Raw genomic sequence first — 22,273 nt, 5'->3', positions numbered from 1 at the left:
ACTTTTGCCATTCACGCTGTCCTCGTTTTTGGAGTTTGGGATGAAAGTCATGTTACCCGATTTTAGTCGCGCCAACGTTATGGTGGTGGGCGACGTTATGCTTGACCGCTATTGGCACGGGCCGACCAGCCGCATATCGCCGGAAGCGCCGGTACCGGTCGTTAAGGTGAATACGGTGGAAGACCGGCCCGGAGGCGCGGCGAACGTGGCGATGAACATTGCGGCGCTGGGCGGCGGTTCCCGCCTGGTGGGGCTAACCGGGATGGACGAAGCGGCCCGTGTGCTGAGCACGCGCCTGAGCGACGTCAACGTGCGCTGCGACTTTGTCACGGTGCCCTCGTGCCCAACCATCACTAAGCTTCGCGTGCTGTCGCGCAACCAGCAGCTTTTGCGTCTGGACTTTGAAGAAGGGTTTGAGAACGTCGACCCTCAGCCGATGCTCGATCGCGTGCAGCAGGCGCTGCCTAAGCTGGGCGCACTGGTGCTTTCGGACTACGCCAAGGGCGCGCTGAACTGCGTCCAGTCACTGATTGCTCTGGGACGCAAGGCGGGCGTGCCGGTGCTTATCGATCCGAAGGGTTCTGATTTTGAACGCTACCGCGGCGCGACGCTGCTGACGCCGAACCTGTCGGAGTTTGAGGCGGTGGTAGGGCACTGCAAGAGCGAAGAAGAGCTGGTGGCGCGCGGTATGGAGCTGATTGCTCGGTTTGATTTCAGCGCGCTGCTGGTTACCCGCTCGGAAAACGGCATGACGCTTTTGCAGCCGGGGAAAGAGCCGTTCCACCTGCCGACGCAGGCGCAGGAAGTGTATGACGTTACCGGCGCCGGCGATACGGTTATCGGCGTACTTGCCGCCAGCCTGGCTTCCGGACTTTCTCTGGAAGAGGCCTGTTTTATGGCCAATGCGGCGGCCGGCGTGGTAGTCGGCAAGCTGGGGACGTCGACCGTTTCCCCTATTGAGTTGGAAAACGCGATCCGCGGCCGCGCCGACACCGGCTTTGGCGTTATGGACGAGGCCCAGCTTAAGCAGGCGGTCGCTAACGCCCGCCGCCGCGGCGAAAGAGTGGTGATGACCAACGGCTGTTTTGACATTCTGCACGCCGGGCACGTTTCCTATCTGGCTAACGCCCGCAAGCTGGGGGACAGGCTCATTGTCGCGGTTAACAGCGACGCGTCGACCCGCAGGCTTAAAGGGGAGACCAGGCCGGTCAACCCGCTGGCGCAGCGAATGATCGTCTTGGCCGCGCTGGAGTCCGTTGACTGGGTGGTCTCTTTTGAAGAGGATACGCCGCAGCGTCTGATCGCCGACGTTCTTCCCGATCTGCTAGTGAAGGGCGGCGACTACAGGCCGGAAGACATTGCCGGCAGCAAAGAGGTTTGGGCCGCAGGCGGTGACGTTCGGGTGTTGAACTTTGAGGATGGATGTTCGACCAGCAACATTATTAAAACTATCAGGGAGCGCGGTTAGTACGCCACGATATGAGCGGATTAAAGCAGGAACTGGGGCTGGTTCAGGGCATCGGGCTACTGTCTACGTCTTTACTGGGGACCGGCGTGTTCGCCGTTCCGGCGCTAGCGGCGCAGGTCGCCGGCGGAGGCAGCCTGTGGGCGTGGCCGATTCTGATCGTTTTGGTATTTCCGATTGCCATCGCGTTTGCCTCTTTGGGGCGTCACTTTCCTAACGCCGGCGGCGCGGCGCATTTCGTCAGCCTGGCGTTTGGCCCGCACATGGCCAAGGTGACCGGATGGCTGTTTTTGTCCGTCATTCCCGTCGGCCTGCCCGCTGCGCTGCAAATAGCCTCCGGCTTCTGGCAGGCGGCCTTTGGTTTTAGCGAGTTCGGCCTGCTGATGGTGCAGGTAGCTACGCTTCTGATAATCTGGCTGCTCGGCATGCGTAGCGCTGGCTCGAGCGCCAACGTCCAGGTGCTGATTGCCGTTTTGATCGTGGCGATGATTGTCGCCATCTGGTGGCGCGGCGGCATTACGCCGACCACCGTCGCCTGGCCGGCGCCCGCGTCGATGTCCGGCGGGGCTCTGTTTGACGCTCTGGCGGTGATGTTCTGGTGCTTCGTTGGGCTTGAGGCGTTTGCTCACCTTGCGGCGGAGTTTCGTCACCCCGAGCGGGACTTCCCCCGAGCGCTGCTTATTGGCCTGCTGCTGGCGGGCGCAGTGTACTGGGGATGCACCGTGGCGGTGCTGGCGTTCGGCGCGTTTGGTGGCGAGATGGCCGCCGCGGCGTCGCTACCGTCTATCGTGGTGAAGCTGTTCGGCAGCAACGGGCTGTGGATTGCCTGCATTATTGGCTATTTGGCCTGCTTCGCCAGCCTGAATATCTACACCCAGAGCTTCGCCCGGCTGGTGTGGTCGCAGAGCTATGAGCATCGCCCCAAGGCCTGGTTGGCGCAGCTTTCCCGCTCGCATTCCCCGCTCAATGCCTTAACGGTCGTTTTGGCGTGCTGTCTGGTTTCTTCTCTGCTGGCGCATTGGCTGGCGCTTCCTCTGGATGCCCTTATCGTTTATGCCAACGGCATCTTCGTCTTTATCTATCTGCTGTGCATGCTGTCGGGCTGTCGGCTTTTGAAGGGGCGAGCCAGGCTGATGTCGATACTTGGCAGCGTGCTGTGCCTGCTGCTTTTAGCGATGATTGGCTGGAAGGTTCTGTATGCGGTAGCGGTATTTGCGGCGCTCTGGCTTGTTCTACCGAGAGGCAAGAAGGCTTTCGAACGTAAGAACGCCTAACGGAGCAGGACTTCGCTAGGCGTCGAAAAAGGCGTTACTCTTCGCGGCTTTTTGCTTCCAGTTCCGCAAGGCGCTTTTCCAGCGCGGTTAGCTTTTCGCGGGTTCTTAACAGCACCTGAGTTTGAATATCGAACTCTTCACGGCTTACCACGTCCAGCTTGGCGAGCTGGTTTTGTAGTCCCTGACGGATTTTCTTTTCGACTTCATCGCCCAGTTCGCGAATGCCTTTCGGCATGGACTCGTGAATCTGCTTGGCGATTTGTTCAATTTTTTGCGGATCGATCATCGGGCTATCCTTTATGAAGTTGATGGCGTCTCTTTTCTCAGCGTTCAACGGCGGCGGGACGCGGCCTGATGTGAGTATAACCATTTACTGATTCGGTGTCTGCGTTTTCGCAAACGTTGCTCCTGCCTGTGATAAGCGCTATAGTAGCTTCGCTTATTCTCAGGGCGGGGTGAAAGTCCCCACCGGCGGTAAACCATAGAATGTCGATTTTATGGAAGCCCGCGAGCGCTTTGGTTTGGTATAGCCTGGCTCATTCAAACCAAAGGTCAGCAGACTCGGTGTAATTCCGGGGCCGACGGTTATAGTCCGGATGGGAGAGAGTAACGGTAACGGGTCAAGCGTTCGCTTGCCTCTCGTTATTTCGGCTATTTGCCGACTTCCTAAGCTGCCCTGATTCTGGTAATCCACAATTTTTAAGAGGTTATTTTTACCATGAATCAGACTCTACTTTCCGAATTTGGTACTCCGATTGAGCGCGTTGAAACGGCGCTGGCCGCGCTGCGCGAAGGCCGCGGCGTCATGGTGCTTGACGACGAGAACCGCGAAAACGAAGGCGACATGATTTTTGCCGCACAAACCATGACCGTTGAGCAAATGGCGCTGACCATTCGCCATGGCAGCGGTATCGTGTGCCTTTGCATTGACGAACAGACGCGCGATCGCCTGAAGCTGCCGATGATGGTGCCGGCCAACTCCAGCCGTTATCAAACTGCGTTCACTATCAGCATTGAAGCCGCTGAAGGCGTCACTACCGGCGTTTCCGCCAAAGACCGCGTAACGACTATCAAAGCAGCGATTGCCGATGACGCGACCTCAGCCAGCCTGCACAGCCCGGGCCACATGTTCCCGCTGTGCGCTCGTCCTGGCGGCGTGTTGACCCGTCGCGGCCATACTGAAGCGACTATCGACCTGGTAACGCTGGCCGGCTTTAAGCCCGCGGGCGTTCTGTGTGAGCTTACCAACGACGACGGCAGCATGGCTAACGGTTCGCAGGTGGTTGAGTTTGGTAAAAAGCACAACATGCCGGTCGTAACGATTGAAGACCTGGTGGCCTATATCGCGCTGCATGCCAAAAAGGCAGGGTAAGCGAGCGCTGTAAATACAAAAAGCCGCAGCTGCGGCTTTTTGTCTATCTATACCCTGAGTTATCTTCTATATCGTCCAGATCTGCAGCATCATCAGGCTAAGGCCCATGACCGACATGCCGCAAAGGATGCCGTAGCTTGGATTATTGTTGGGATCGATTTCCTTGGCCAGCGGCATTAGCTCATCGACCGACAGGGCGACCATGATGCCCGCAACGGCGGACATTATTGCGGCCATGATAATCGGCGAAACGTTCGGCCCCAGCAGGAAAAAGGCAAACAGGCCGCCGACGATTTCCGCTACGCCGGACAGCCCGGCCCACAGCAGAGCGGACGACTTTGAGCCGGTAGCGGCATAAACCGGGCCGGCAACGGCCAGGCCTTCAGGAATGTTGTGTATGGCAACCGCCAGCGCGATGCCGAGCCCCAGCTCCCAGTTGGTGCTGGCGGTAACGAACGTGGCGATCCCCTCGGGAAAGTTGTGCAGGCTAATGCCGAGCGTCAGCAGAATGGCGGTGCGCCTCAGGTTGCGAGGGGGCCTCTGGCCCGGCATCAGGTCGTGAGCGTGCTGGTGCGGAAGCAGGCGGTCCAGTAAAAAATACCCCAGCAGCCCCAGAATAAACATGCTGTACCCTAGCACCGGCGGCATGCCTGGCGTGCTTAATGAAGCGGGCAGCATTTCCATGAGTGAGATCAGCAGCATAATGCCGGCGGCGAAGCCTAGCGCAAAAGCCAACAGGCGATTAGAGGGCTTTTGGCCAATAATGCCCAGAAAGGCCCCTATAAAGGTTGAGCCTCCGGCGAGTACGGTAAGTATAAGTGGAACCGACATAAACACCTTTCCTTAAATGATAATAATTATCATTCATAAATCTAACAGAGCCATAAACAAAAACAAATACGTTGAAGTCGATTTATTTAATAGGCGAATTTAAAAACCGATTGTTCACTTTTTTTGACAGAGAACATCATAGTTATTATCTATCAAAGTGTTCAATTAGGGCCAATAATAGCCCTATTACGAGAGCGTACGGAATGTCCGAGTTGTACGCCCGCCTTACTGAGTAAAGCCGATTATCCGGCATGGCGCAACCGAACGGTATAAACCCATCATGGAGGCCTAGCGATGAATGCTTATTTAATGCCGGCTCTTTTTCTGGGACACGGCAGCCCGATGAACGTATTAGAAGAAAATGCGTATACGCAGGCCTGGCGTCGACTCGGAGAAACCCTTCCTAAACCTAAGGCGGTGCTGGCGATTTCCGCTCACTGGTATACGCGCGGTACGGCGGTGACGGCCATGGAAAAGCCCCGGACGATCCACGACTTCGGCGGCTTTCCACAGGCGCTGTTTGACACGCAGTACCCGGCCGCCGGTTCACCCGCGCTGGCCGAGCGGGTGGCGGACCTGCTGGCGCCAGCCGAAACGATCCTTGACCGAAGCGAGTGGGGATTGGATCACGGCGCTTGGGGCGTGCTGATAAAAATGTATCCCGATGCGGATATTCCCGTCGTGCAGCTGAGCGTTGACGGCACGCAGCCTCCTCTTTACCACTACCAGATTGGCCAAAGGCTGGCTAAGCTTCGCAGCGAAGGGGTGATGATCGTCGCCAGCGGCAACGTGGTGCACAACCTGAGGGCGGTGAAGTGGCAGGGCGAAGGCGAGCCCCATGACTGGGCGGTGCGATTTAACGACTTCGTTCGCAGCCAACTGGTGGAAAAAGGAGAACCTCACCCTTTAGTTAACTTTATGCAGCATCCGGATGCAAAAATGGCTAACCCTACGCCCGAGCACTTTTTACCGCTGCTGTACGTTTTAGGGGCGCGTCAGGAAGGCGAAGCGGTCAGCGTGCCGCTGGACGGTATCGATATGGCGGCGATTAGCATGCTGTCGGTGCAGGTTGGGTAGGTTTAAAAACGAGTACGCCCTGAAGGTTCAGGGCGTACTGATATATTAAGTCCGACGTTAGTCCAAAATAATATGCGGATAATAGCGGGAAAGATCCTGAGTAATCAGGCTGTGGTCTTCCCGTATTCCCATGCCGCAGGGCTCATCGTTTACCAGCCAACTGCCGATAAGCGTGTAGCTGTCGTTAAAGCGCGGCAGCGGTTGGAACTGCTGAATGATAAAGCCTTCTTCGCCGTACGGGCCGTCAACGCTGCAGACATCTTTACCGTTCTCCACGATGCGGATGTTGGCGCCTTCGCGAGAGAACAGCGGCTTAACCACGTAGTGGGAAAGCTCCGGGTGCGGCTCGTCGCTGAAGTAGGAGGGCAGCAGGTTCGGATGGTTGGGGAACATCTTCCACAGCATCGGCAGCAGCGCCTTATTGGAAATGATGCTCTTCCAGGCCGGCTCCAGCCAGCGAACGCCGGCGTCCGTCAGCTTGGTGGAGAACATTTCCCGGAACATGAATTCCCACGGGTACAGTTTGAACAGATTGCCGATCACCTGGTCCTGCATATCGGTAAACTGGCCTTTCTCGCCAAGCCCGATGTCTTCAATATAGAGGAACTCGTTGGCTAACCCCGCTTCGTCGGCGCAGTCCTGCAGATACTGGACGGTGCCGCGGTCTTCTTCGGTATCCTGACAGCAGGCAAAGTGCAGCAGGTTAAAGCCGTGGCGAGACTTCAGCTCGGCAAAGCGTTCAATCAGCTTGTCCTGCAGGCTGTTGAACTGATCGGAGTTTTGCGGCAGTTTGCCCGCAGCGACCTGGTCTTCAAACCACATCCACTGGAAAAAGGCCGTTTCGTACAGCGAAGTAGGCGTATCGGCGTTGTTTTCCAAAAGCTTGGCCGGACTTTTTCCGTCATAGGCCAAATCCAGGCGGGAATAGAGCGAAGGCTGCTGGGTTTTCCAGGAGCTGCGCACGAATTCCCAGCAGTGTTTCGGAATGCAAAAACGCGTCAGCAGCTCTTCGCTGTCGACGACTTCTTCAACCACCTGCAGACACATTTCGTGTATCTCGGCGGTTGCGCTTTCCAGCTCTTCTACCTGCGCCAGCGTAAACTGGTAGTAGGCGTCTTCACACCAGTAGGGCTCGCCGTACATGGTGTGAAAGTTAAAGCCATACTCGGTAGCCACCTCGCGCCAGTTGGGGCGCTCGCTAATCGTTTGACGAATCATTAGGCGTTGACCTTAACCACCGAAAGAACGGCTGCCGCTGCTTGAACGGGAGCTTGAACTGGTGCTGGTGCTGCGCGTAGCCGCGTTTTGCTTGGCAACCGATTCACCAAAGCCGCCGCGAGTTACCGTAGTCGTGGTGGCCGGCTTGGGCGCCAGAGCGCTCTTGTCTACCTTCATCGTCCTGCCGGTAGTGGCGTTACCAAAGCTCTTGCCGGTCGCGTCAACGAACTTGCCGCGCGCGGGGCTGTTCGGCGAGTTGGAGGTAAACAGCGGTGACTGACCGTAGCCGCCGCTCATCATGCGGCCCATCATGTAGCCCGCCATCAGCGGCATCCAGGTACTGTGAGACGACTGGCTGGTTGCTCCAACGCCTGCTTGTGCAGGCGTTTCTACGCACTGGGATTCGCCGAATTCGGCCACGCAGTCTTCTCTGCTGGCGTACTTGGGCGCGGTTTTAACCGCTTCGGCCTGTGCGGTGTTATAGGCCGTGGTGCACTGCTCCGCCAGAGACGGATTGACCTGCTTACATTCTTCAGCGTCTTTGAATAAAGAGACGCTTTCGTCAGCCTGCTCACAGCCTGACAGCATAAATACGGCGCTAACCGCTAACGCAACCGGCGCAAGGCGATAGGTGCGAAATGATTTGCGAAAGGAGTCACGGTTAATGTGTTTTGTGCGCTTCATGATTTCAATCCTGGTGTTAAATACGAAGTTTGATTACCGCCACGCCGACCCATTAAGGCGTTTTAACAATGCGCTTAAAAGCATTCATCATTAGCCGAGCACTGCGGAAATGGCGGGGAAATTCCCTTTAATTAAGCACCCCGTAGGATAGGCGAAATAGCTGATGAATTAAAGCAAAGATGTTTTTTTTCGCCGTTTTTTCATGCCCAATCTGGCAAAATGTGCGCGAATTCTCGCTTTACGTCTGGATAAAAAAATCCCTGCTAGAAGCAGGGATCTTGTTTATCCAAACGAGATGAAACGATCGATTAATTGGTTTTGATCGTTGGGATTGTCGTGGTCGGCTTGCCTAACGTACGGTTTAACGTCGCCAGATCGTTTTCGTTTAGCGTACCCAGCGCATACTTGATGTTGAGCTGGTTGATCAGATAGTCGTAGCGGGCATTGGCCAACTGCTGCTTGGCGTTATACAGCGTAGTGGTCGCATTCAGCACGTCAACGATGGTGCGAGTACCGACGTCATACCCTGCCTGCGTCGCTTCCAATGAGCTTTCCGCCGAAACGACGGTTTGCTTATAGGCGCTTACGGAGCTGATGGAGGCAGATACGTTGTTATAGGACGAACGCACGATCTGAATCATTGAGCGGTGGGCGCTTTCCAACGCTTCGCCAGCGCCGACGTAGCTATACTGCGCCTGCTTTACGCGGGAGCTGGTTTGGCCGCCGCTAAACAGCGGGAAGCTCAGCGTAATGCCGGCGGTGGTGTTGCCGTTGATGCTATCGGGATTATTCATCGAGCCCGAGCCGCGATAGTCGTTGTTAGACATACCGGTTGACGCGTTGAGCGATACGGTCGGCATGTGGCCGGTTTGTTCCAGTCGAATCTGCTCGCGGGCGACGTCGTGCGCCAGGCGTGCGGTCAACAGGTTCAGGTTGCGGCTTTCCGCCTCTTTCAGCAGGCTGTTGACGTCGTTCGGGCGCTTAGTAGTAAAACGCTGCGTGTCGAGCGAGCTTAGCTCTGGATAGAACATGCCGGAAATCTGGCGGAGCACTTCCAGGTAGTTTTCCAAATTGTTGCGGGCAACGACTTCGTCGGCGAGGGTCTGGTCGTACTGCGCCTGCGCGTTCTGCACGTCGGTGATGGCGACCAGGCCTACGTTAAAGCGCTGGCGAGCCTGATCCAGCTGACGGTACAGCGCCTCTTTCTGCGCTTCCGTGGTGGATAAAATGTCGAGGCCGCGAAGCACGTTGAAATAGGCGGTGGCGGTATCCAGAATCAGCGTTTGCTGCTGGGCCTGATAGGCGACGTCCTGAACGCCGGCCTGTTTCTCGGTGATGTTGAGCTGACGCCATAATGACATGTCAAAAATAGTCTGACTGAGCTGCAGCGTGCCGCTGCTGACGTCGCTTTTGCTGCCGCTGTTGTCGCGATAGCCGCGGTTGATGTTATAGCCTGCGTTCAAGCCTAACTGAGGCAGCAGAGCGCCGCGGGACTCGCTGATCTTTTCGTATGCTGCATCGCGATCGGTTTCTACTTTGCGCAGATCGGGGTTGTTGCTTTTGGCCTGCTGATAGACTTGCATGAGATCGTCAGCGTGACCTAGTGCACTGAAGCCTCCCAGGCTAAGACCAATAATCAAAGGAAGCAGTTTTTTCATGGGCGATCCTTGTTGTACAGCACTCGTGTTGTATTGTCTGACTCTGACATAAATATAGTCGCAAATTCTACCAGAGTATTCATGATAATAAAGGTAGCTTTATGTGCCATAACTGTATTATTTACAGAAAAATTACGCGTTTTTTTCATTTCCTGGTTGAAGTCGGCGGCCATAGGTCATCAAATAGGGCATGTTCCTAAATCCGTTAAGAAAGAGATGCTCCATGCCGCTATATGAACCGACTCCGGTAACGTTAGACAAACGCGATGTTGAAATTATTGCACAGAAACCGCTTTACCGCGGTTTCTTTTCGCTGACGGAGTACCGTTTTCGCCACCGCCGCTTTGACGGCTCGATGAGCGGTGAAGTCGTTCGTGAGATTTTTGAAAGAGGCCACGCGGGCGTGCTGCTGGCCTATGACGCGCGGCGCGATGAAGTTGTGCTGGTTGAACAAATCCGCATTGCAGCGATGGAAACCAGCGAAACGCCGTGGCTGTTGGAAATGATTGCGGGAATGATCGAGCCCGGTGAAGACGTAGAAAGCGTCGTTCGACGCGAGGCGCAGGAAGAGGCCGGCATTGAGGTGGGGCGCTGTAAACCCGTACTGAGCTATTTGGCGAGTCCGGGCGGAACGTCGGAACGCATGTCTATTATTGTCGGTGAAGTTGACGCGTCAAACGCCAAGGGCGTTCACGGACTGCCCGAGGAGAATGAAGACATTCGGGTTCACGTCGTTAGCCGCGAACAGGCCTATCGATGGGTAGAAGAGGGCGTTATTGATAACGCGGCAACTGTGATCGCCGTTCAGTGGTTACAGCTCAACTATCGCAAATTGCAGAAAGAATGGGTAGGCTGAGCTTCATCATCAGGGGACAAAACCTGAACGCTTAATCATCGCCTTCGGACGCCGACGATAATTTTATCGTCGGCGTCTGTAAAAGCGATAATGGGCTGCTAATATAAAAATAATAATGACGGGGAGACGCGCCGTGGCCAATCGAATTGTTGAAAATATCATCAGCAGCATTGAGCTGATTACCGATCCGTGGATTGATTCTTCCATTTATGATTTCTTTCATCAGCATGAGGCCGTGTTAGAGTTCAGCTACGAAGTCATCGAAAATAAATACATTATCGACGTATCCCTTCGACGTACCGAACTGCACGAGATCAAAGAACATTTTATGGCCTTTGTTACCGCAATGCAGTACTCCTATTTCACCTTTTATTCCCGCCGGGCTAACGATCATATTATTAGCTACAGGCTGATTTCCGGCGGCAGCGATATGAAAGGTTTTTATTGCGAAGTGAACTATACGCACGTTTGAGCATTCGCTTATTTATTTTCCCTTATATTGTCATGGGTATTATATCGGCCTTTCGGTGGAGAAACTTCTCCATTAACCTCGGCTTTTCGCATTTGTTTCTTTATTTTTTGTCAAAGTTTCCTTCATAATGGAATGCCTATTTAGCAAGCCCGTTCGATTAATACCGCAAGACATTTATTACTGGCGAAAATAGACCAGAGTCGATACGAAGAGAGGAACGTTTGGCGTCCGACCGATGTAATATGAAAAAGCGATATACTCCTGATTTTCCCGCCATGATGCGCCTGACCGAGGTCAACTATGCGCAGCTGCGCCGACTGATCCCCCGCGATGAAAAAATAGGCAGTCGCGTTGAGCTACAGGTCGATAGGGCGATTTACAGTATCGAAACGCTTGAGTCCACTCGTTACACCTCGCTGGTTGCTATTAAGCAGGTGCAGCCGAAAGTCAGCTATTGGAGCATGCCGAGTTTAAACGTTCGGCTTTATCACGACGCGTTAGTTGCAGAAGTGTGTTCCAGTCAACAGATCTTTCGATTTAAAGCAAGTTATGATTATCCCAATAGAAATTTGCACCAGCGTGATGAAAAGCACCAAATTAATCAATTTTTGGCGGACTGGCTGCGTTTTTGCCTAAGGTCTGCTGTCGTTTGTTAAACACGTAGAAAGCAGGAGCTTACTCACTCAATTTTTTGAAGGAAACCTCTTGGAAAGCCTTTTTCAACTCCCTTTGGCGAGTGGGTCCAAAGTGAGAGTATTACAGATTACTGATACCCACCTGTTTTCCGGTGCGGATGAAACGCTTTTAGGCGTAAATACGCTGCAGAGCTTTCACGCTGTCCTCGACGAAATTACCGGACGGGAGTGCGATTACGACCTGATCGTCGCAACCGGTGACCTGGCGCAGGACCGCAGCTTTGCCGCCTATCAACGCTTCACCGACGGCATATCCAGACTTCACGCTCCGTGCGTATGGCTGCCGGGAAATCACGACTTCCAGCCGGCGATGGTCGACGCGATGGCGCAGGCCGGCATTCTTCCCTCCAAGCTGGCGCTGCTGGGCGAAGACTGGTTTGTCATCCTGTTGGACAGCCAGGTGCTTGGCGTACCTCACGGCGAGCTGAGCGAATATCAGCTTGAGTGGCTGGATCGATCTTTGACGCAGTACGCCTCTCGCCATGCGCTTATTTTATTACATCACCATCCTCTGCCTTCCGGATGCACCTGGCTCGATCAGCACAGCCTTCGTAATGCGCACGTGCTTTCAGAGGTGTTAGACCGGCACCCTCAGGCGAAAACGCTGCTGTGCGGCCATATTCATCAGGATCTCTCTTTGGATTGGAACGGCCGTCGCGTACTGGCTACGCCTTCCACCTGCGTGCAGTTTAAGCCGCACTGTACTAACTTTACTATTGATGACCTTGCGCCGGGCTGGCGCTACCTTGACCTTTATGCGGATGGTTCAGTTGAAACGACGGTATGCCGCTTAAACAGCGATGTGTTCCGTCCTGATATGAACTCGGACGGTTATTGATGGCGACGCTGCTTTATATACACGGTTTTAACAGTTCTCCCCAGTCGGCCAAGGCTACCAACTTCAAGCGGTGGCTGGCTGAGCATCATCCTCATATCGAGATGCTGATCCCCGCTATTCCCCCTTATCCGTCAGATGCGGCCTCGGTACTGGAAGATATCGTGCTGGAGCGCGTAGGGGAGCCTTTGGGCATCGTCGGCTCTTCTCTTGGGGGATACTATGCGACCTGGCTCTCTCAATGCTTTATGATCCCTGCCGTGCTGGTGAACCCCGCAGTGAAGCCCTTCGAATGGCTACAGGAATATATCGGCAGCAACGAGAATCCCTACACTGGCCAGCAATATGTGATAGAGTCTCGCCACGTTTACGATCTTAAAGTGATGCAGATAGAGCCGCTGGAAGCACCGGACCTGCTGTGGCTATTGCAGCAAACCGGCGATGAAGTGCTCGATTACAGTCAGGCGGTGACGTACTACACGCACTGCCGTCAGACCGTAGAGTCCGGAGGGAACCACAGCTTTGTCGGTTTTGAACACTATTTTCCCGCTATTGTTGATTTTTTAGGGCTTAGTGCGGCTTAATAGTCATCCTCAGTCGGTCGGGCAGGGAAAGTTCGCCGGTATGTGCCGACAGGCGCGTCGCGATCGTTTTTATTCTCTATAAATAAAGAGATCCAATGCTTCTCGTTTCCCCACTGCGACAGCGTCGCGGTGCGAAAGGCGAGGAATAAAATCAGATTCCAGAAAGCCAAATCATGAGCCAATCCAGTTATAACGCTGACTCCATTGAGGTGCTCAGCGGACTAGAACCAGTACGTCGCCGCCCCGGCATGTACACCGAAACCGACAGGCCCAACCACCTTGGGCAAGAGGTTATCGATAACAGCGTTGACGAAGCGCTGGCCGGTCATGCGCATAAAATAGAGGTTATCCTGCACGAAGATCAGTCGCTGGAAGTGATTGACGACGGTCGCGGGATGCCCGTTGATATTCACCCCGAAGAGGGCGTGACGGCTATCGAGCTTATCATGTGCCGCCTGCACGCCGGCGGGAAGTTTTCCAACAAGAACTACCAGTTTTCCGGCGGCCTGCACGGCGTGGGGATTTCCGTCGTTAACGCCCTGTCAACGCGGGTGGAAGTTACGGTTCGTCGGGACGCGCAGGTATACAGCATCGCCTTTGAAAACGGCGACAAGGTGCAGGATTTAACGGTCATCGGCACCTGCGGTCGCCGCAATACCGGTACCAGCGTCCACTTTTGGCCTGACGCCAGCTTCTTCGACAACCCGCGCTTTTCCGTTTCTCGTCTGGTGCACGTGCTGAAGGCCAAAGCTGTGCTCTGCCCCGGCGTGGAAATCGTTTTTGTCGATAAGGTCAATCAGACCGAACAGCGCTGGTGCTACCAGGACGGCCTGACCGACTACCTGATGGAAGCGGTCAACGGATTGGTTACCCTGCCGGAAGCGCCGTTCGTCGGCGCCTTTTCCGGCGACGTTGAGGCGGTGGATTGGGCGCTTCTGTGGCTGCCTGAAGGGGGAGAAACCCTGAGCGAAAGCTACGTCAACCTTATTCCTACGACGCAGGGCGGCACTCACGTTAACGGCCTGCGCCAAGGGCTGCTGGACGCCATGCGCGAGTTCTGCGAATTTCGCAACCTGCTGCCGCGCGGGGTGAAGCTGAGCGCGGAAGATATTTGGGATCGCTGCGCCTACGTGCTGTCTTTAAAAATGCAGGATCCGCAGTTTGCCGGGCAAACCAAAGAGCGCCTCTCTTCTCGTCAGAGCGCCGCGTTCGTTTCCGGCATTATCAAAGACGCCTTTAGCCTCTGGCTTAACCAGAACGTACAGGCGGCGGAACAGCTGGCCGAGCTTGCTATTTCCAGCGCCCAGCAGCGTATGCGCGCCGCCAGAAAGGTAGTGCGTAAAAAGCTGGTCAGCGGGCCCGCGCTGCCGGGTAAGCTGGCGGACTGCTCCTCGCAGGACTTGAGCGTGACCGAGCTGTTCCTCGTCGAGGGGGATTCGGCGGGCGGTTCAGCCAAGCAGGCGCGCAGCCGCGAGTTTCAGGCTATCATGCCGCTGAAGGGCAAGATCCTGAACACCTGGGAGGTTTCTTCCGATGAAGTGTTGGCCTCGCAGGAAATTCACGATATTTCGGTCGCTATCGGCATCGACCCCGACAGCGACGATCTCAGCCAGCTGCGCTACGGCAAGGTGTGCATTCTGGCGGATGCGGACTCAGACGGCTTGCACATCGCAACGCTTATCTGCGCGCTGTTCGTGCGCCACTTCCGCAAGATGGTGGAAGAAGGACACGTTTACGTCGCCATGCCGCCGCTCTACCGTATTGACCTTGGAAAAGAGGTTTACTACGCGCTGGATGAAGAAGAAAAAGCGGGCATCCTTGAACAGCTTAAGCGTAAAAAGGGCAAGCCCAACGTACAGCGCTTTAAGGGGCTGGGTGAAATGAACCCGCTTCAGCTGCGCGAAACCACCATGGATCCAAACACTCGCCGCCTGGTGCAGCTGACGCTGGAAGACAGCGACGCCACTATGGCGCTGATGGACATGCTGCTAGCCAAAAAGCGTTCGGAAGATCGCCGCAACTGGCTGCAGGAGAAGGGCGATCTGGTGGAGATCGAGGTTTAATTTGAACGCGAAGGCCGCCTACAGAGGCCGCTTTAGCGAGCAAGGAAAAGTTATACTATGAGTGATATTACTCACGACGGCGTAGAACAGCAGCCGCTTCACCAGTTTACCGAGAATGCGTACCTCAACTATTCGATGTACGTCATTATGGACCGGGCGCTGCCGTTTATCGGCGACGGCCTGAAGCCGGTACAGCGCCGCATCGTTTATGCCATGTCTGAACTGGGCCTCAACGCTCAGGCGAAGTTTAAAAAATCGGCGCGCACCGTGGGTGACGTGCTGGGTAAATACCATCCGCACGGCGACAGCGCCTGTTATGAAGCGATGGTGCTGATGGCGCAGCCGTTCTCTTACCGTTACCCGCTGGTGGACGGTCAGGGCAACTGGGGTGCGCCGGACGATCCCAAGTCGTTTGCGGCCATGCGCTACACCGAATCGCGCCTGTCCAAGTACGCAGAGCTTTTGCTGAGCGAGCTGGGGCAGGGCACGGTCGACTTTATTCCCAACTTTGACGGCACGCTCTCAGAGCCGAAAACGCTGCCCGCCCGCCTGCCGAACATCCTGCTTAACGGCACAACCGGCATTGCGGTCGGCATGGCGACCGACATTCCGCCCCACAACGTGCGCGAAGTGGCTAACGCGGCGGTTATGCTGTTGGACAACCCCAACGCGACGCTTGATGACCTGATGGGCGAAGTCAAGGGGCCGGACTACCCGACGGAAGCGGAGCTCATTACTCCGCACGATGAAATCAGAAAAATCTATCAGACCGGCAAGGGCTCGGTTCGCATGCGGGCGGTGTGGAAAAAGGAAGACGGCGAGATTGTCATCACCGCGCTGCCGCACCAAACCTCCGGCGCGCGCGTCATGGAGCAGATAGCCAACCAGATGCGGGCGAAAAAGCTGCCGATGATAGACGATCTGCGCGACGAGTCCGACCACGAGAATCCGACGCGCCTGGTGCTGGTGCCTCGCTCTAACCGCGTGGATCTGGAGCAGGTGATGAACCACCTGTTCGCCACCACCGATCTGGAAAAGAGCTACCGCATTAACCTGAACATGCTGGGGCTGGACGGCCGACCGGCGGTGAAAGGGCTGATTGAAATCCTTAAGGAGTGGCTGACGTTCCGCCGCGATACGGTGACTCGACGCTTACAGTATCGCCTAGAAAGAGTGTTAAAGCGTCTGCATATCCTTGAGGGCCTGTTGGTCGCCTTCCTGAATATCGATGAAGTTATCGAAATCATCCGTACCGAAGACGAGCCGAAGCCGGCTCTGATGCAGCGTTTCGGCATTACCGACACCCAGGCCGAAGCGATTCTGGAACTGAAGCTGCGCCATCTGGCCAAGCTTGAAGAGATGAAGATCCGCGGCGAGCAGGACGAACTGGCGAAAGAGCGCGACAGCCTTCAGGCGCTGCTGGCGTCCGATCGCAAAATGGGCACGCTGATTAAGAAAGAGATCCTGGCCGATGCTCAGGCCTACGGCGACGACCGCCGTTCGCCAATCGTTGAACGCGCCGAGGCGAAAGCCATGAGCGAGCACGAGTTCGTGCCGTCCGAGCCGGTGACCGTCGTGTTGTCCGATATGGGCTGGGTGCGCTGCGCCAAGGGGCACGATATCGAACCTTCCGGCCTGAGCTATCGCGCGGGCGACTCATTCAAAGCGGCTGCGCGCGGCAAGAGCAATCAGCCGGTGGTGTTCCTTGACTCTACGGGCCGGAGCTACGCGCTCGATCCGCAGGCGCTGCCGTCGGCGCGAAGCCAGGGCGAGCCGCTCACCGGCAAGCTCCAGCTGCCGCCGGGCGCGGGCGTTGACCGCGTGTTGATGGCTACGGACGATAAGAAGATCCTGATGGCGTCCGACGCGGGCTATGGTTTTATCTGTACCTTTGAAGATCTGGTGGCGCGCAACCGCAACGGTAAGGCGATGATTACGCTGCCGGAAAACGCAAAAGTGCTGGAGCCGCTGGAGGTGAATTCAGAAGACGAACTGCTGCTGTCTATCACCGCGGCGGGAAGAATGCTGCTGTTCCCCGTGGGGGATTTGCCTCAGTTGTCTAAAGGCAAAGGGAACAAGATTGTCTCTATCCCTGCAGCGCAGGCGGCCAGCGGAGAGGACAAGATTGCCTACCTGCTGCTGCTTCAGCCGTCTTCATCGGTGACGCTGCACGTAGGTAAACGCAAGCTGCTGCTGCGGCCCGAAGATTTGCAGAAGTTCCGCGCCGAGCGGGGCCGCAAAGGAACGCTTCTGCCCCGCGGGCTACAGCGCATCGACAGTATTGACGTCGAGACGCCGCCTCCGGCGGGAAGTGAGAACGCCGGCTGAGAAGCATAGCGTAAACGACGGGCCGCTTTCCGATAGGGGGCGGCCTGTTTTTTTATTAAATACCTCATCAGGACGCGTGGAGTAGAGTAGAATAAGCGCGCGTTTTTATCGGCTTAAATGCCGGGTTCTATTGTATAACTGCCCCGAGAGGCGGTGCGTTTTCTTTATAAGTCGGTATACTTATTCGGCTATAAACGAAAGGGGTTCATATGCTTTTAATTTTGCGCGCTCTGGTGGTTATTCCGTTTTGTATATTGGTGTGCCTGCTGGGGTCAATCTATTGCCTTTTTAGCCCTCGGCATCCTCGTCATTCCTATACCTTTGGCCGCCTGTTCGGCAGGCTGGCGCCGGTGTTTGGCCTGAAGGTGGAAACGCGGATCTATCCGGGCGTGGGCGATATCGGTAACTGTATTTATATTGCCAACCATCAAAACAACTACGATATGGTGACGGCGGCTAAGGCCGTTCAGCCAAGAACGGTTACCGTTGGCAAAAAAAGCCTGCTGTGGATCCCCTTCTTTGGGCCGTTTTACTGGCTGACGGGCAATATCCTGATTGACCGCAACAACAAAACCAAGTCGCGCGGAACGATATATCAGGTCGTCGATCAGATGAAAAAGCGCGATATTTCAATCTGGATGTTCCCGGAAGGTACCCGCAGCCGGGGCCGCGGACTGCTGCCGTTTAAAACCGGCGCGTTTCACGCGGCGATAGCGGCGGGCGTACCGATCGTACCGATTTGCGTTTCCAATACCCACAACAAAATTGATTTGAACCGCTGCAACAACGGCCGCGTTATCGTAGAGATGATGGCGCCGATTGACACCTCGCAGTATGGCAAAGACCAGGTTCGCGAGCTGGCGCTTCACTGCCATCAAGTGATGGTCGAGAAGCTGGACGAGATTAATCGGGAAGTGGCCGAGCTTGAAGCGCAGGACGCAAAGCGCGGAAGCTAACCCAGAATCGGGTTGTCATTATGGGACGCCGATAAAATAGGGACGCTATAGCCAAAGGTCTGTTTTGATGGATTTTGAACTGAAAAAGAATGTACTGCCTATCAGCCGCCGCCGCCTGCTGCAGGCCGCGGGCGTCGCGCTAGGCGCCAACATGCTGTCTTCAAAAGCTGCGCTGGCGGCTACGCCGCAGCCGGCGCTGCCGGTTCCTCCTCTGCTGGAAATGCGCCGTGGTCAGCCTCTCTATTTGTCCATGCAGCGCACCCATTGGCAGTTTTCTGATTCTAAGGCGCCTGTATGGGGTTTTAACGGTCGATACCTGGGACCGACGGTGCGCGTGCGCAACGGCGACGACGTCAAGATGGTTTACAGCAATCGGTTGAGCGAGCCGGTCGCCGTAACCGTAAGCGGCCTGCAAACGCCGGGCGTTTTGACGGGTAACGGCGCTCGCCTGATGTCTCCCGGCGTTGACTGGTCGCCTATTGTGCCGATCCGCCAGCAGGCGGCGACCTGTTGGTATCATGCCATTACGCCTAATAAGATGGGGCCCCATATCTATAACGGTCTGGCGGGAATGTGGATTGTGGAGGACGACGTCAGCCGCGGTCTGACTATCCCTGGCCGCTACGGCGTGGACGATTTCCCCATCATTATTCAGGACAAGCGCTTCGATTCCTTCGGCCAGCCGGAATACCCTCAGACGGGTGAGACCGGCTTCCTTGGCGATACGCTGCTAACTAACGGCGCTCAGGGGCCCTACGTTGAGGTTGGTCGAGGCTGGGTGAGGCTTCGCCTGCTGAATGCGTCAAACGCTCGCCGTTACACGCTGTCTTTGAGCGACGGACGTCCGTTCCATTTGGTGGCTAACGACGGCGGCCTGCTGCCTGCGCCGATTGCCATGCCCCAGATTAATCTGGCGCCGGGCGAACGTCGGGAAGTGCTGATCGACGTCTCTAAAGGGGACGAAGTTTCTATTACCGCCGGCGCTTCGGCCGGCGTTGTCGACCGCCTTCGCAGCTTCTTTGAACCGTCCAGCCTGCTTAACTCGTCGCTGGTTCTGACGCTGCGCCCAACCGGGCTGATGGCGCTCTCTACTCAGCCCTTACCTGCTAATCTGAAGGGCGTCGATCGCCTCGACGGCAGCATCGTCCGCTCTCGTGAATTCGTTCTAGGCGATGCTATTCCCGGCATCAGCGGCGCAATCTGGGATCCAATGCGCATCAATACGGAATCCCTACAGGGTACCTGGGAGCGCTGGATTATTAACGCAGAGATGCCGCAGCCTTTCCACGTTCAGGGCGCGCAGTTCTTCGTAAGCGCGGTTAACGGCGCGGCCCCGTCGGTGGAAGACAGCGGCTGGAAGGACACCGTCTGGGTCGACGGCAAGGTCGAACTGCTGGTGCGGTTTACCCAGCCTTCTTCCGAACACTTCCCGTTTTTGTACTACAGCCAAAATCTGGAGATGGCGGACCGGGGAAATGTAGGGCAGTTGTGGGTGAAGGAGCACGCCTGACAAAACGCTGTTTTTATCCTCAACCACATACAGGGCGGCGTTGGCCGCCCGTTTTAATACCTCTTTATCCTATTTTCCTGAATAAAGTACATGCTGAATTGTTGCTGTGCGGTTTTCTTTGTTTGATATAATCACGGTTAAAATTATTTATAGCGTTATCATGTTGTTCCGTTTGGCTCAACTTCGATAACAATAATAGCTGGCAGTGAATAAGACAGGGAGTAATCATGGCAAAGGGTATTTTTTCTTTTATTGGTCAATTAATGCAGCAAGCGGGTACGAAGAAACCTTCACAGCCTGAACTCAACGAAGCTGAAATAGAAAAATTACAGCAAAGAGTAGAGCAGGGGGACGCGGCCGCGTTTGAAGAGCTGGTTACGCGATTAGGCGGAACGATTCCCACGTATTCAGAAGATGAACAGGGTGACGAAGAGTTTCAGGATACGCTGGATTTGGCGAAAGCGGGGATACCTGAAGCGCAATATAATGTTGCCGTCTCTTATGAAAATGGCCAGGGTATTGAAGAAAATTTGGATCTCGCCATTTATTGGTATGAACAAGCGGGGGAACTGGGGCTTGTGGAGGCTCAGGATCGCGTAGCTCGCGTGTATGCTATAAAAAAGCGAGACGATGAGGCCGCGGTTAAATGGTTTCGTAAAGCTGCGGAACAAAACTATGCAGCGGCGCAGTATGCACTTGGGCTCTATTATGAGAGCGGCGAAGTGGTTAAAAGGGATCCTGTCAAAGCGTGCGATTTGTTCCGCAAAGCAGCTGAACAAGGAAATGCTGAAGCTCAACACATGTTGGGGGGAGCTTATCGTACAGGCAATGGTGTTGAGCAAAATGGCCAATTAGCTCATTATTGGCTGCTGCGGGCGGCGGAACAGGATGAGGCCTCAGCTCAGTGCGATCTTGCCGGCATGTATTTTGAAGGCAAGATTATTGAAAGAGATATGGAACAAGTTTTTTATTGGTCACAAAAATCGGCTCAATTGGGTAATGCTGCTGCCCAGAACAATTTGGGGTATTTGTATTTTCAGGGAGAAGGCGTAGAGAAAAATAATTTACTTGCCTACGCGTGGGTTCGTGTAGCTGAGATATCAGGAAGTAAAGCATCATTGGAAACTAAAAAAGATATTGAGCAAGAACTGGATGCAAAAACGCTAAAAGCGGCACAGGCCCTGGCTCAGGAGTATATTGAAAAGTATACGTCATAAGCCAATGGATTTAAGGCGCGCGGATTACCGCGCGCTATGGTAAAAATATCAGGCAATATTCCTCCTAAACATCCCATACGCCAAACTCCCCGTCACGGCGGTAATCGCCAGCAGCGGCCACAGGCTGCCCCAGATGATGGAAAAGTCCGCATCCTTGAGGTAAATCTGCTTGGTGATGTCGGTAAAGTGGCGGATCGGATTCACCCAGGTCAGGTTTTGCAGCCACACCGGCATGTTTTCCACCGGGGAGACGTAGCCCGACAGCAATATGGCGGGCATCATAAAGACGAACACGCCGATAAACGCCTGCTGCTGCGTAGCGCACACCGAAGAGATGAGCAGGCCGAAGCCCACCAGTGACAGCGTATAAATCAACATCGTGCCGTAGAACAGCGCCAGCGATCCGGCAAAGGGGATCTGGTAAAAGAAGATGCCGATAGCCAGCACGATTGAGGCCTGAAAGATGGCGATAATCATCGCCGGCACCGCCTTACCGATAAAAATTTGCCAGGTGGCCAGCGGTGAAACCAGCAGCTGTTCCAGCGTTCCCTGCTCTCTCTCGCGCGCCACCGACAGCGAGGTGACGATCAGCACGCCGATGGTCACAATCATGGCGATAAGCGAAGGTACGACGAACCACTTGTAGTCGAGATTAGGGTTGTACCAGTTGCGAATAACCAGACGATTTTGGCTCTGCGCCTGCGCTTTTGGAGTTATCTCTAACTGATACTGCCTGACTATCTGCTGCACGTAGTTGGCGGCGATCTGGGCGCTGTTGGATCGTCGACCGTCGAGAATAATTTGTAGGGAGGCGGTATCGCCGGCCGCCAGCCTGCGGGAGAAATCGGCTGGGAAGCGCACCAGCAGCAGCGCCTTTTGCTCGTCGATAGTCGGGGCGATTTCCTGAGCGCCGTTGAGCAAAAGCACGTTGCTAAACGCCTTGGCCTTGGCGAAGCGCTGGGTTAGCTCAACGGAGGCTTGCCCTGCGTCCTCGCTGTAAACGGCGACGGTGGCGTTGGTCACCTCAAGCGTTGCGGCGAAGGGAAACAGGATGACCTGCATCAGCACCGGCATGATCAAAATAAAGCGCGTTTGCTTATCGCGCAGCAGCGACTGAAGCTCCTTTAAGATAAGCGAAAGCAGGCGGTGCAGCGTCGTAAGCGTCGAGTTCTTCATTG

General features: G+C 55.3%; 20 protein-coding genes and 1 riboswitch. Of the genes, 14 read left to right on the top strand and 6 right to left on the bottom strand.

From position 1 onward, the window contains the following. Nucleotides 1-40: 40 nt before the first annotated feature. Nucleotides 41-1,468 carry a bifunctional D-glycero-beta-D-manno-heptose-7-phosphate kinase/D-glycero-beta-D-manno-heptose 1-phosphate adenylyltransferase HldE gene (gene hldE / locus G544_RS0112900; RefSeq protein ID WP_027274994.1) on the top strand — a complete coding sequence of 476 codons (1,428 nt, stop codon included), beginning with the start codon at nucleotides 41-43 and terminating at the stop codon, nucleotides 1,466-1,468. Nucleotides 1,469-1,479: 11 nt separating this feature from the next. Further along, entirely contained in the window at nucleotides 1,480-2,739 is a 1,260-nt protein-coding gene (gene yjeH / locus G544_RS0112895; protein ID WP_027274993.1) for an L-methionine/branched-chain amino acid transporter, read from the top strand. Between the two features lie 34 nt (nucleotides 2,740-2,773). Here yjeH and ubiK read toward each other — a convergent pair whose 3' ends face one another. Next, nucleotides 2,774-3,025, bottom strand: coding sequence for a ubiquinone biosynthesis accessory factor UbiK (gene ubiK / locus G544_RS0112890; RefSeq protein ID WP_027274992.1), 252 nt, complete (start codon nucleotides 3,023-3,025; stop codon nucleotides 2,774-2,776). 151 nt (nucleotides 3,026-3,176) lie between these two features. Then, a riboswitch (FMN riboswitch) is annotated at nucleotides 3,177-3,351 on the top strand. Nucleotides 3,352-3,457: 106 nt separating this feature from the next. Between ubiK and ribB the strand changes: the two genes are divergently transcribed. After that, on the top strand, nucleotides 3,458-4,111 hold the full coding sequence (gene ribB, locus G544_RS0112885; protein ID WP_027274991.1) for a 3,4-dihydroxy-2-butanone-4-phosphate synthase: 654 nt from the start codon (nucleotides 3,458-3,460) through the stop codon (nucleotides 4,109-4,111). Between the two features lie 66 nt (nucleotides 4,112-4,177). Here the strand turns inward: ribB and zupT are convergent, their stop codons facing one another. Beyond that, nucleotides 4,178-4,942, bottom strand: a complete 765-nt coding sequence (gene zupT, locus G544_RS0112880; RefSeq protein ID WP_027274990.1) for a zinc transporter ZupT — start codon at nucleotides 4,940-4,942, stop codon at nucleotides 4,178-4,180. Between the two features lie 294 nt (nucleotides 4,943-5,236). Here zupT and ygiD point away from each other — a divergent pair, with 294 nt between their 5' ends. Next, nucleotides 5,237-6,019, top strand: a complete 783-nt coding sequence (ygiD, locus tag G544_RS0112875; RefSeq protein ID WP_027274989.1) for a 4,5-DOPA-extradiol-dioxygenase — start codon at nucleotides 5,237-5,239, stop codon at nucleotides 6,017-6,019. 57 nt (nucleotides 6,020-6,076) lie between these two features. On the opposite strand, the gene G544_RS0112870 is transcribed toward ygiD, so the two are convergent. From G544_RS0112870 to tolC, 3 genes are all read right to left on the bottom strand, one after another. After that, nucleotides 6,077-7,237 (bottom strand): glutathionylspermidine synthase family protein, encoded by a 1,161-nt coding sequence (locus tag G544_RS0112870; RefSeq protein WP_027274988.1) that lies wholly within the window; start codon nucleotides 7,235-7,237, stop codon nucleotides 6,077-6,079. 12 nt (nucleotides 7,238-7,249) lie between these two features. Next, nucleotides 7,250-7,921 carry a DUF1190 family protein gene (locus tag G544_RS0112865; protein WP_036024058.1) on the bottom strand — a complete coding sequence of 224 codons (672 nt, stop codon included), beginning with the start codon at nucleotides 7,919-7,921 and terminating at the stop codon, nucleotides 7,250-7,252. Between the two features lie 308 nt (nucleotides 7,922-8,229). Continuing rightward, nucleotides 8,230-9,579 (bottom strand): outer membrane channel protein TolC, encoded by a 1,350-nt coding sequence (gene tolC / locus G544_RS20530; RefSeq protein WP_071783383.1) that lies wholly within the window; start codon nucleotides 9,577-9,579, stop codon nucleotides 8,230-8,232. Between the two features lie 223 nt (nucleotides 9,580-9,802). Here tolC and nudF point away from each other — a divergent pair, with 223 nt between their 5' ends. The 10 genes from nudF to G544_RS20525 all read left to right on the top strand — a co-directional run bounded on the left by nudF (nucleotide 9,803) and on the right by G544_RS20525 (nucleotide 21,095). Next, nucleotides 9,803-10,435 (top strand): ADP-ribose diphosphatase, encoded by a 633-nt coding sequence (nudF, locus tag G544_RS0112845; RefSeq protein ID WP_027274986.1) that lies wholly within the window; start codon nucleotides 9,803-9,805, stop codon nucleotides 10,433-10,435. A gap of 133 nt (nucleotides 10,436-10,568) precedes the next feature. Further along, the gene (locus G544_RS0112840) at nucleotides 10,569-10,907 is read left to right on the top strand and encodes a hypothetical protein (RefSeq protein WP_134389158.1); all 339 of its coding nucleotides are present in this window, start codon (nucleotides 10,569-10,571) and stop codon (nucleotides 10,905-10,907) included. Nucleotides 10,908-11,149: 242 nt separating this feature from the next. Beyond that, nucleotides 11,150-11,563, top strand: a complete 414-nt coding sequence (locus G544_RS0112835) for a DUF1249 family protein (protein WP_027274984.1) — start codon at nucleotides 11,150-11,152, stop codon at nucleotides 11,561-11,563. Between the two features lie 49 nt (nucleotides 11,564-11,612). Then, a complete protein-coding gene (gene cpdA / locus G544_RS0112830; RefSeq protein WP_027274983.1) occupies nucleotides 11,613-12,440 on the top strand; it encodes a 3',5'-cyclic-AMP phosphodiesterase in 828 nt (275 codons plus the stop codon). After that, nucleotides 12,440-13,021: an esterase YqiA gene (gene yqiA, locus G544_RS0112825; RefSeq protein ID WP_027274982.1), complete on the top strand. Its 582-nt coding sequence runs from the start codon at nucleotides 12,440-12,442 to the stop codon at nucleotides 13,019-13,021. Before cpdA ends, yqiA begins: the two co-directional genes overlap by 1 nt. Nucleotides 13,022-13,194: 173 nt before the next feature. Beyond that, entirely contained in the window at nucleotides 13,195-15,084 is a 1,890-nt protein-coding gene (parE, locus tag G544_RS0112820; RefSeq protein WP_027274981.1) for a DNA topoisomerase IV subunit B, read from the top strand. Between the two features lie 57 nt (nucleotides 15,085-15,141). Beyond that, nucleotides 15,142-17,412, top strand: coding sequence for a DNA topoisomerase IV subunit A (gene parC / locus G544_RS0112815; RefSeq protein WP_027274980.1), 2,271 nt, complete (start codon nucleotides 15,142-15,144; stop codon nucleotides 17,410-17,412). Between the two features lie 209 nt (nucleotides 17,413-17,621). Then, nucleotides 17,622-18,368 (top strand): 1-acylglycerol-3-phosphate O-acyltransferase, encoded by a 747-nt coding sequence (locus G544_RS0112810; RefSeq protein WP_027274979.1) that lies wholly within the window; start codon nucleotides 17,622-17,624, stop codon nucleotides 18,366-18,368. A 94-nt stretch (nucleotides 18,369-18,462) separates the two neighbouring features. After that, nucleotides 18,463-19,878, top strand: coding sequence for a cell division protein FtsP (gene ftsP, locus G544_RS0112805; RefSeq protein ID WP_027274978.1), 1,416 nt, complete (start codon nucleotides 18,463-18,465; stop codon nucleotides 19,876-19,878). A 227-nt stretch (nucleotides 19,879-20,105) separates the two neighbouring features. After that, a complete protein-coding gene (locus G544_RS20525) occupies nucleotides 20,106-21,095 on the top strand; it encodes a tetratricopeptide repeat protein (protein ID WP_051155740.1) in 990 nt (329 codons plus the stop codon). A 48-nt stretch (nucleotides 21,096-21,143) separates the two neighbouring features. Here the strand turns inward: G544_RS20525 and G544_RS0112795 are convergent, their stop codons facing one another. Continuing rightward, on the bottom strand, nucleotides 21,144-22,271 hold the full coding sequence (locus G544_RS0112795) for an ABC transporter permease (protein ID WP_027274977.1): 1,128 nt from the start codon (nucleotides 22,269-22,271) through the stop codon (nucleotides 21,144-21,146). Nucleotides 22,272-22,273 lie beyond the last annotated feature (2 nt).

Source organism: Leminorella grimontii ATCC 33999 = DSM 5078 (assembly GCF_000439085.1).
In the GTDB taxonomy this organism is placed as follows: domain Bacteria; phylum Pseudomonadota; class Gammaproteobacteria; order Enterobacterales; family Enterobacteriaceae; genus Leminorella; species Leminorella grimontii.
This window is presented reverse-complemented; position numbering and strand designations above follow the sequence as displayed.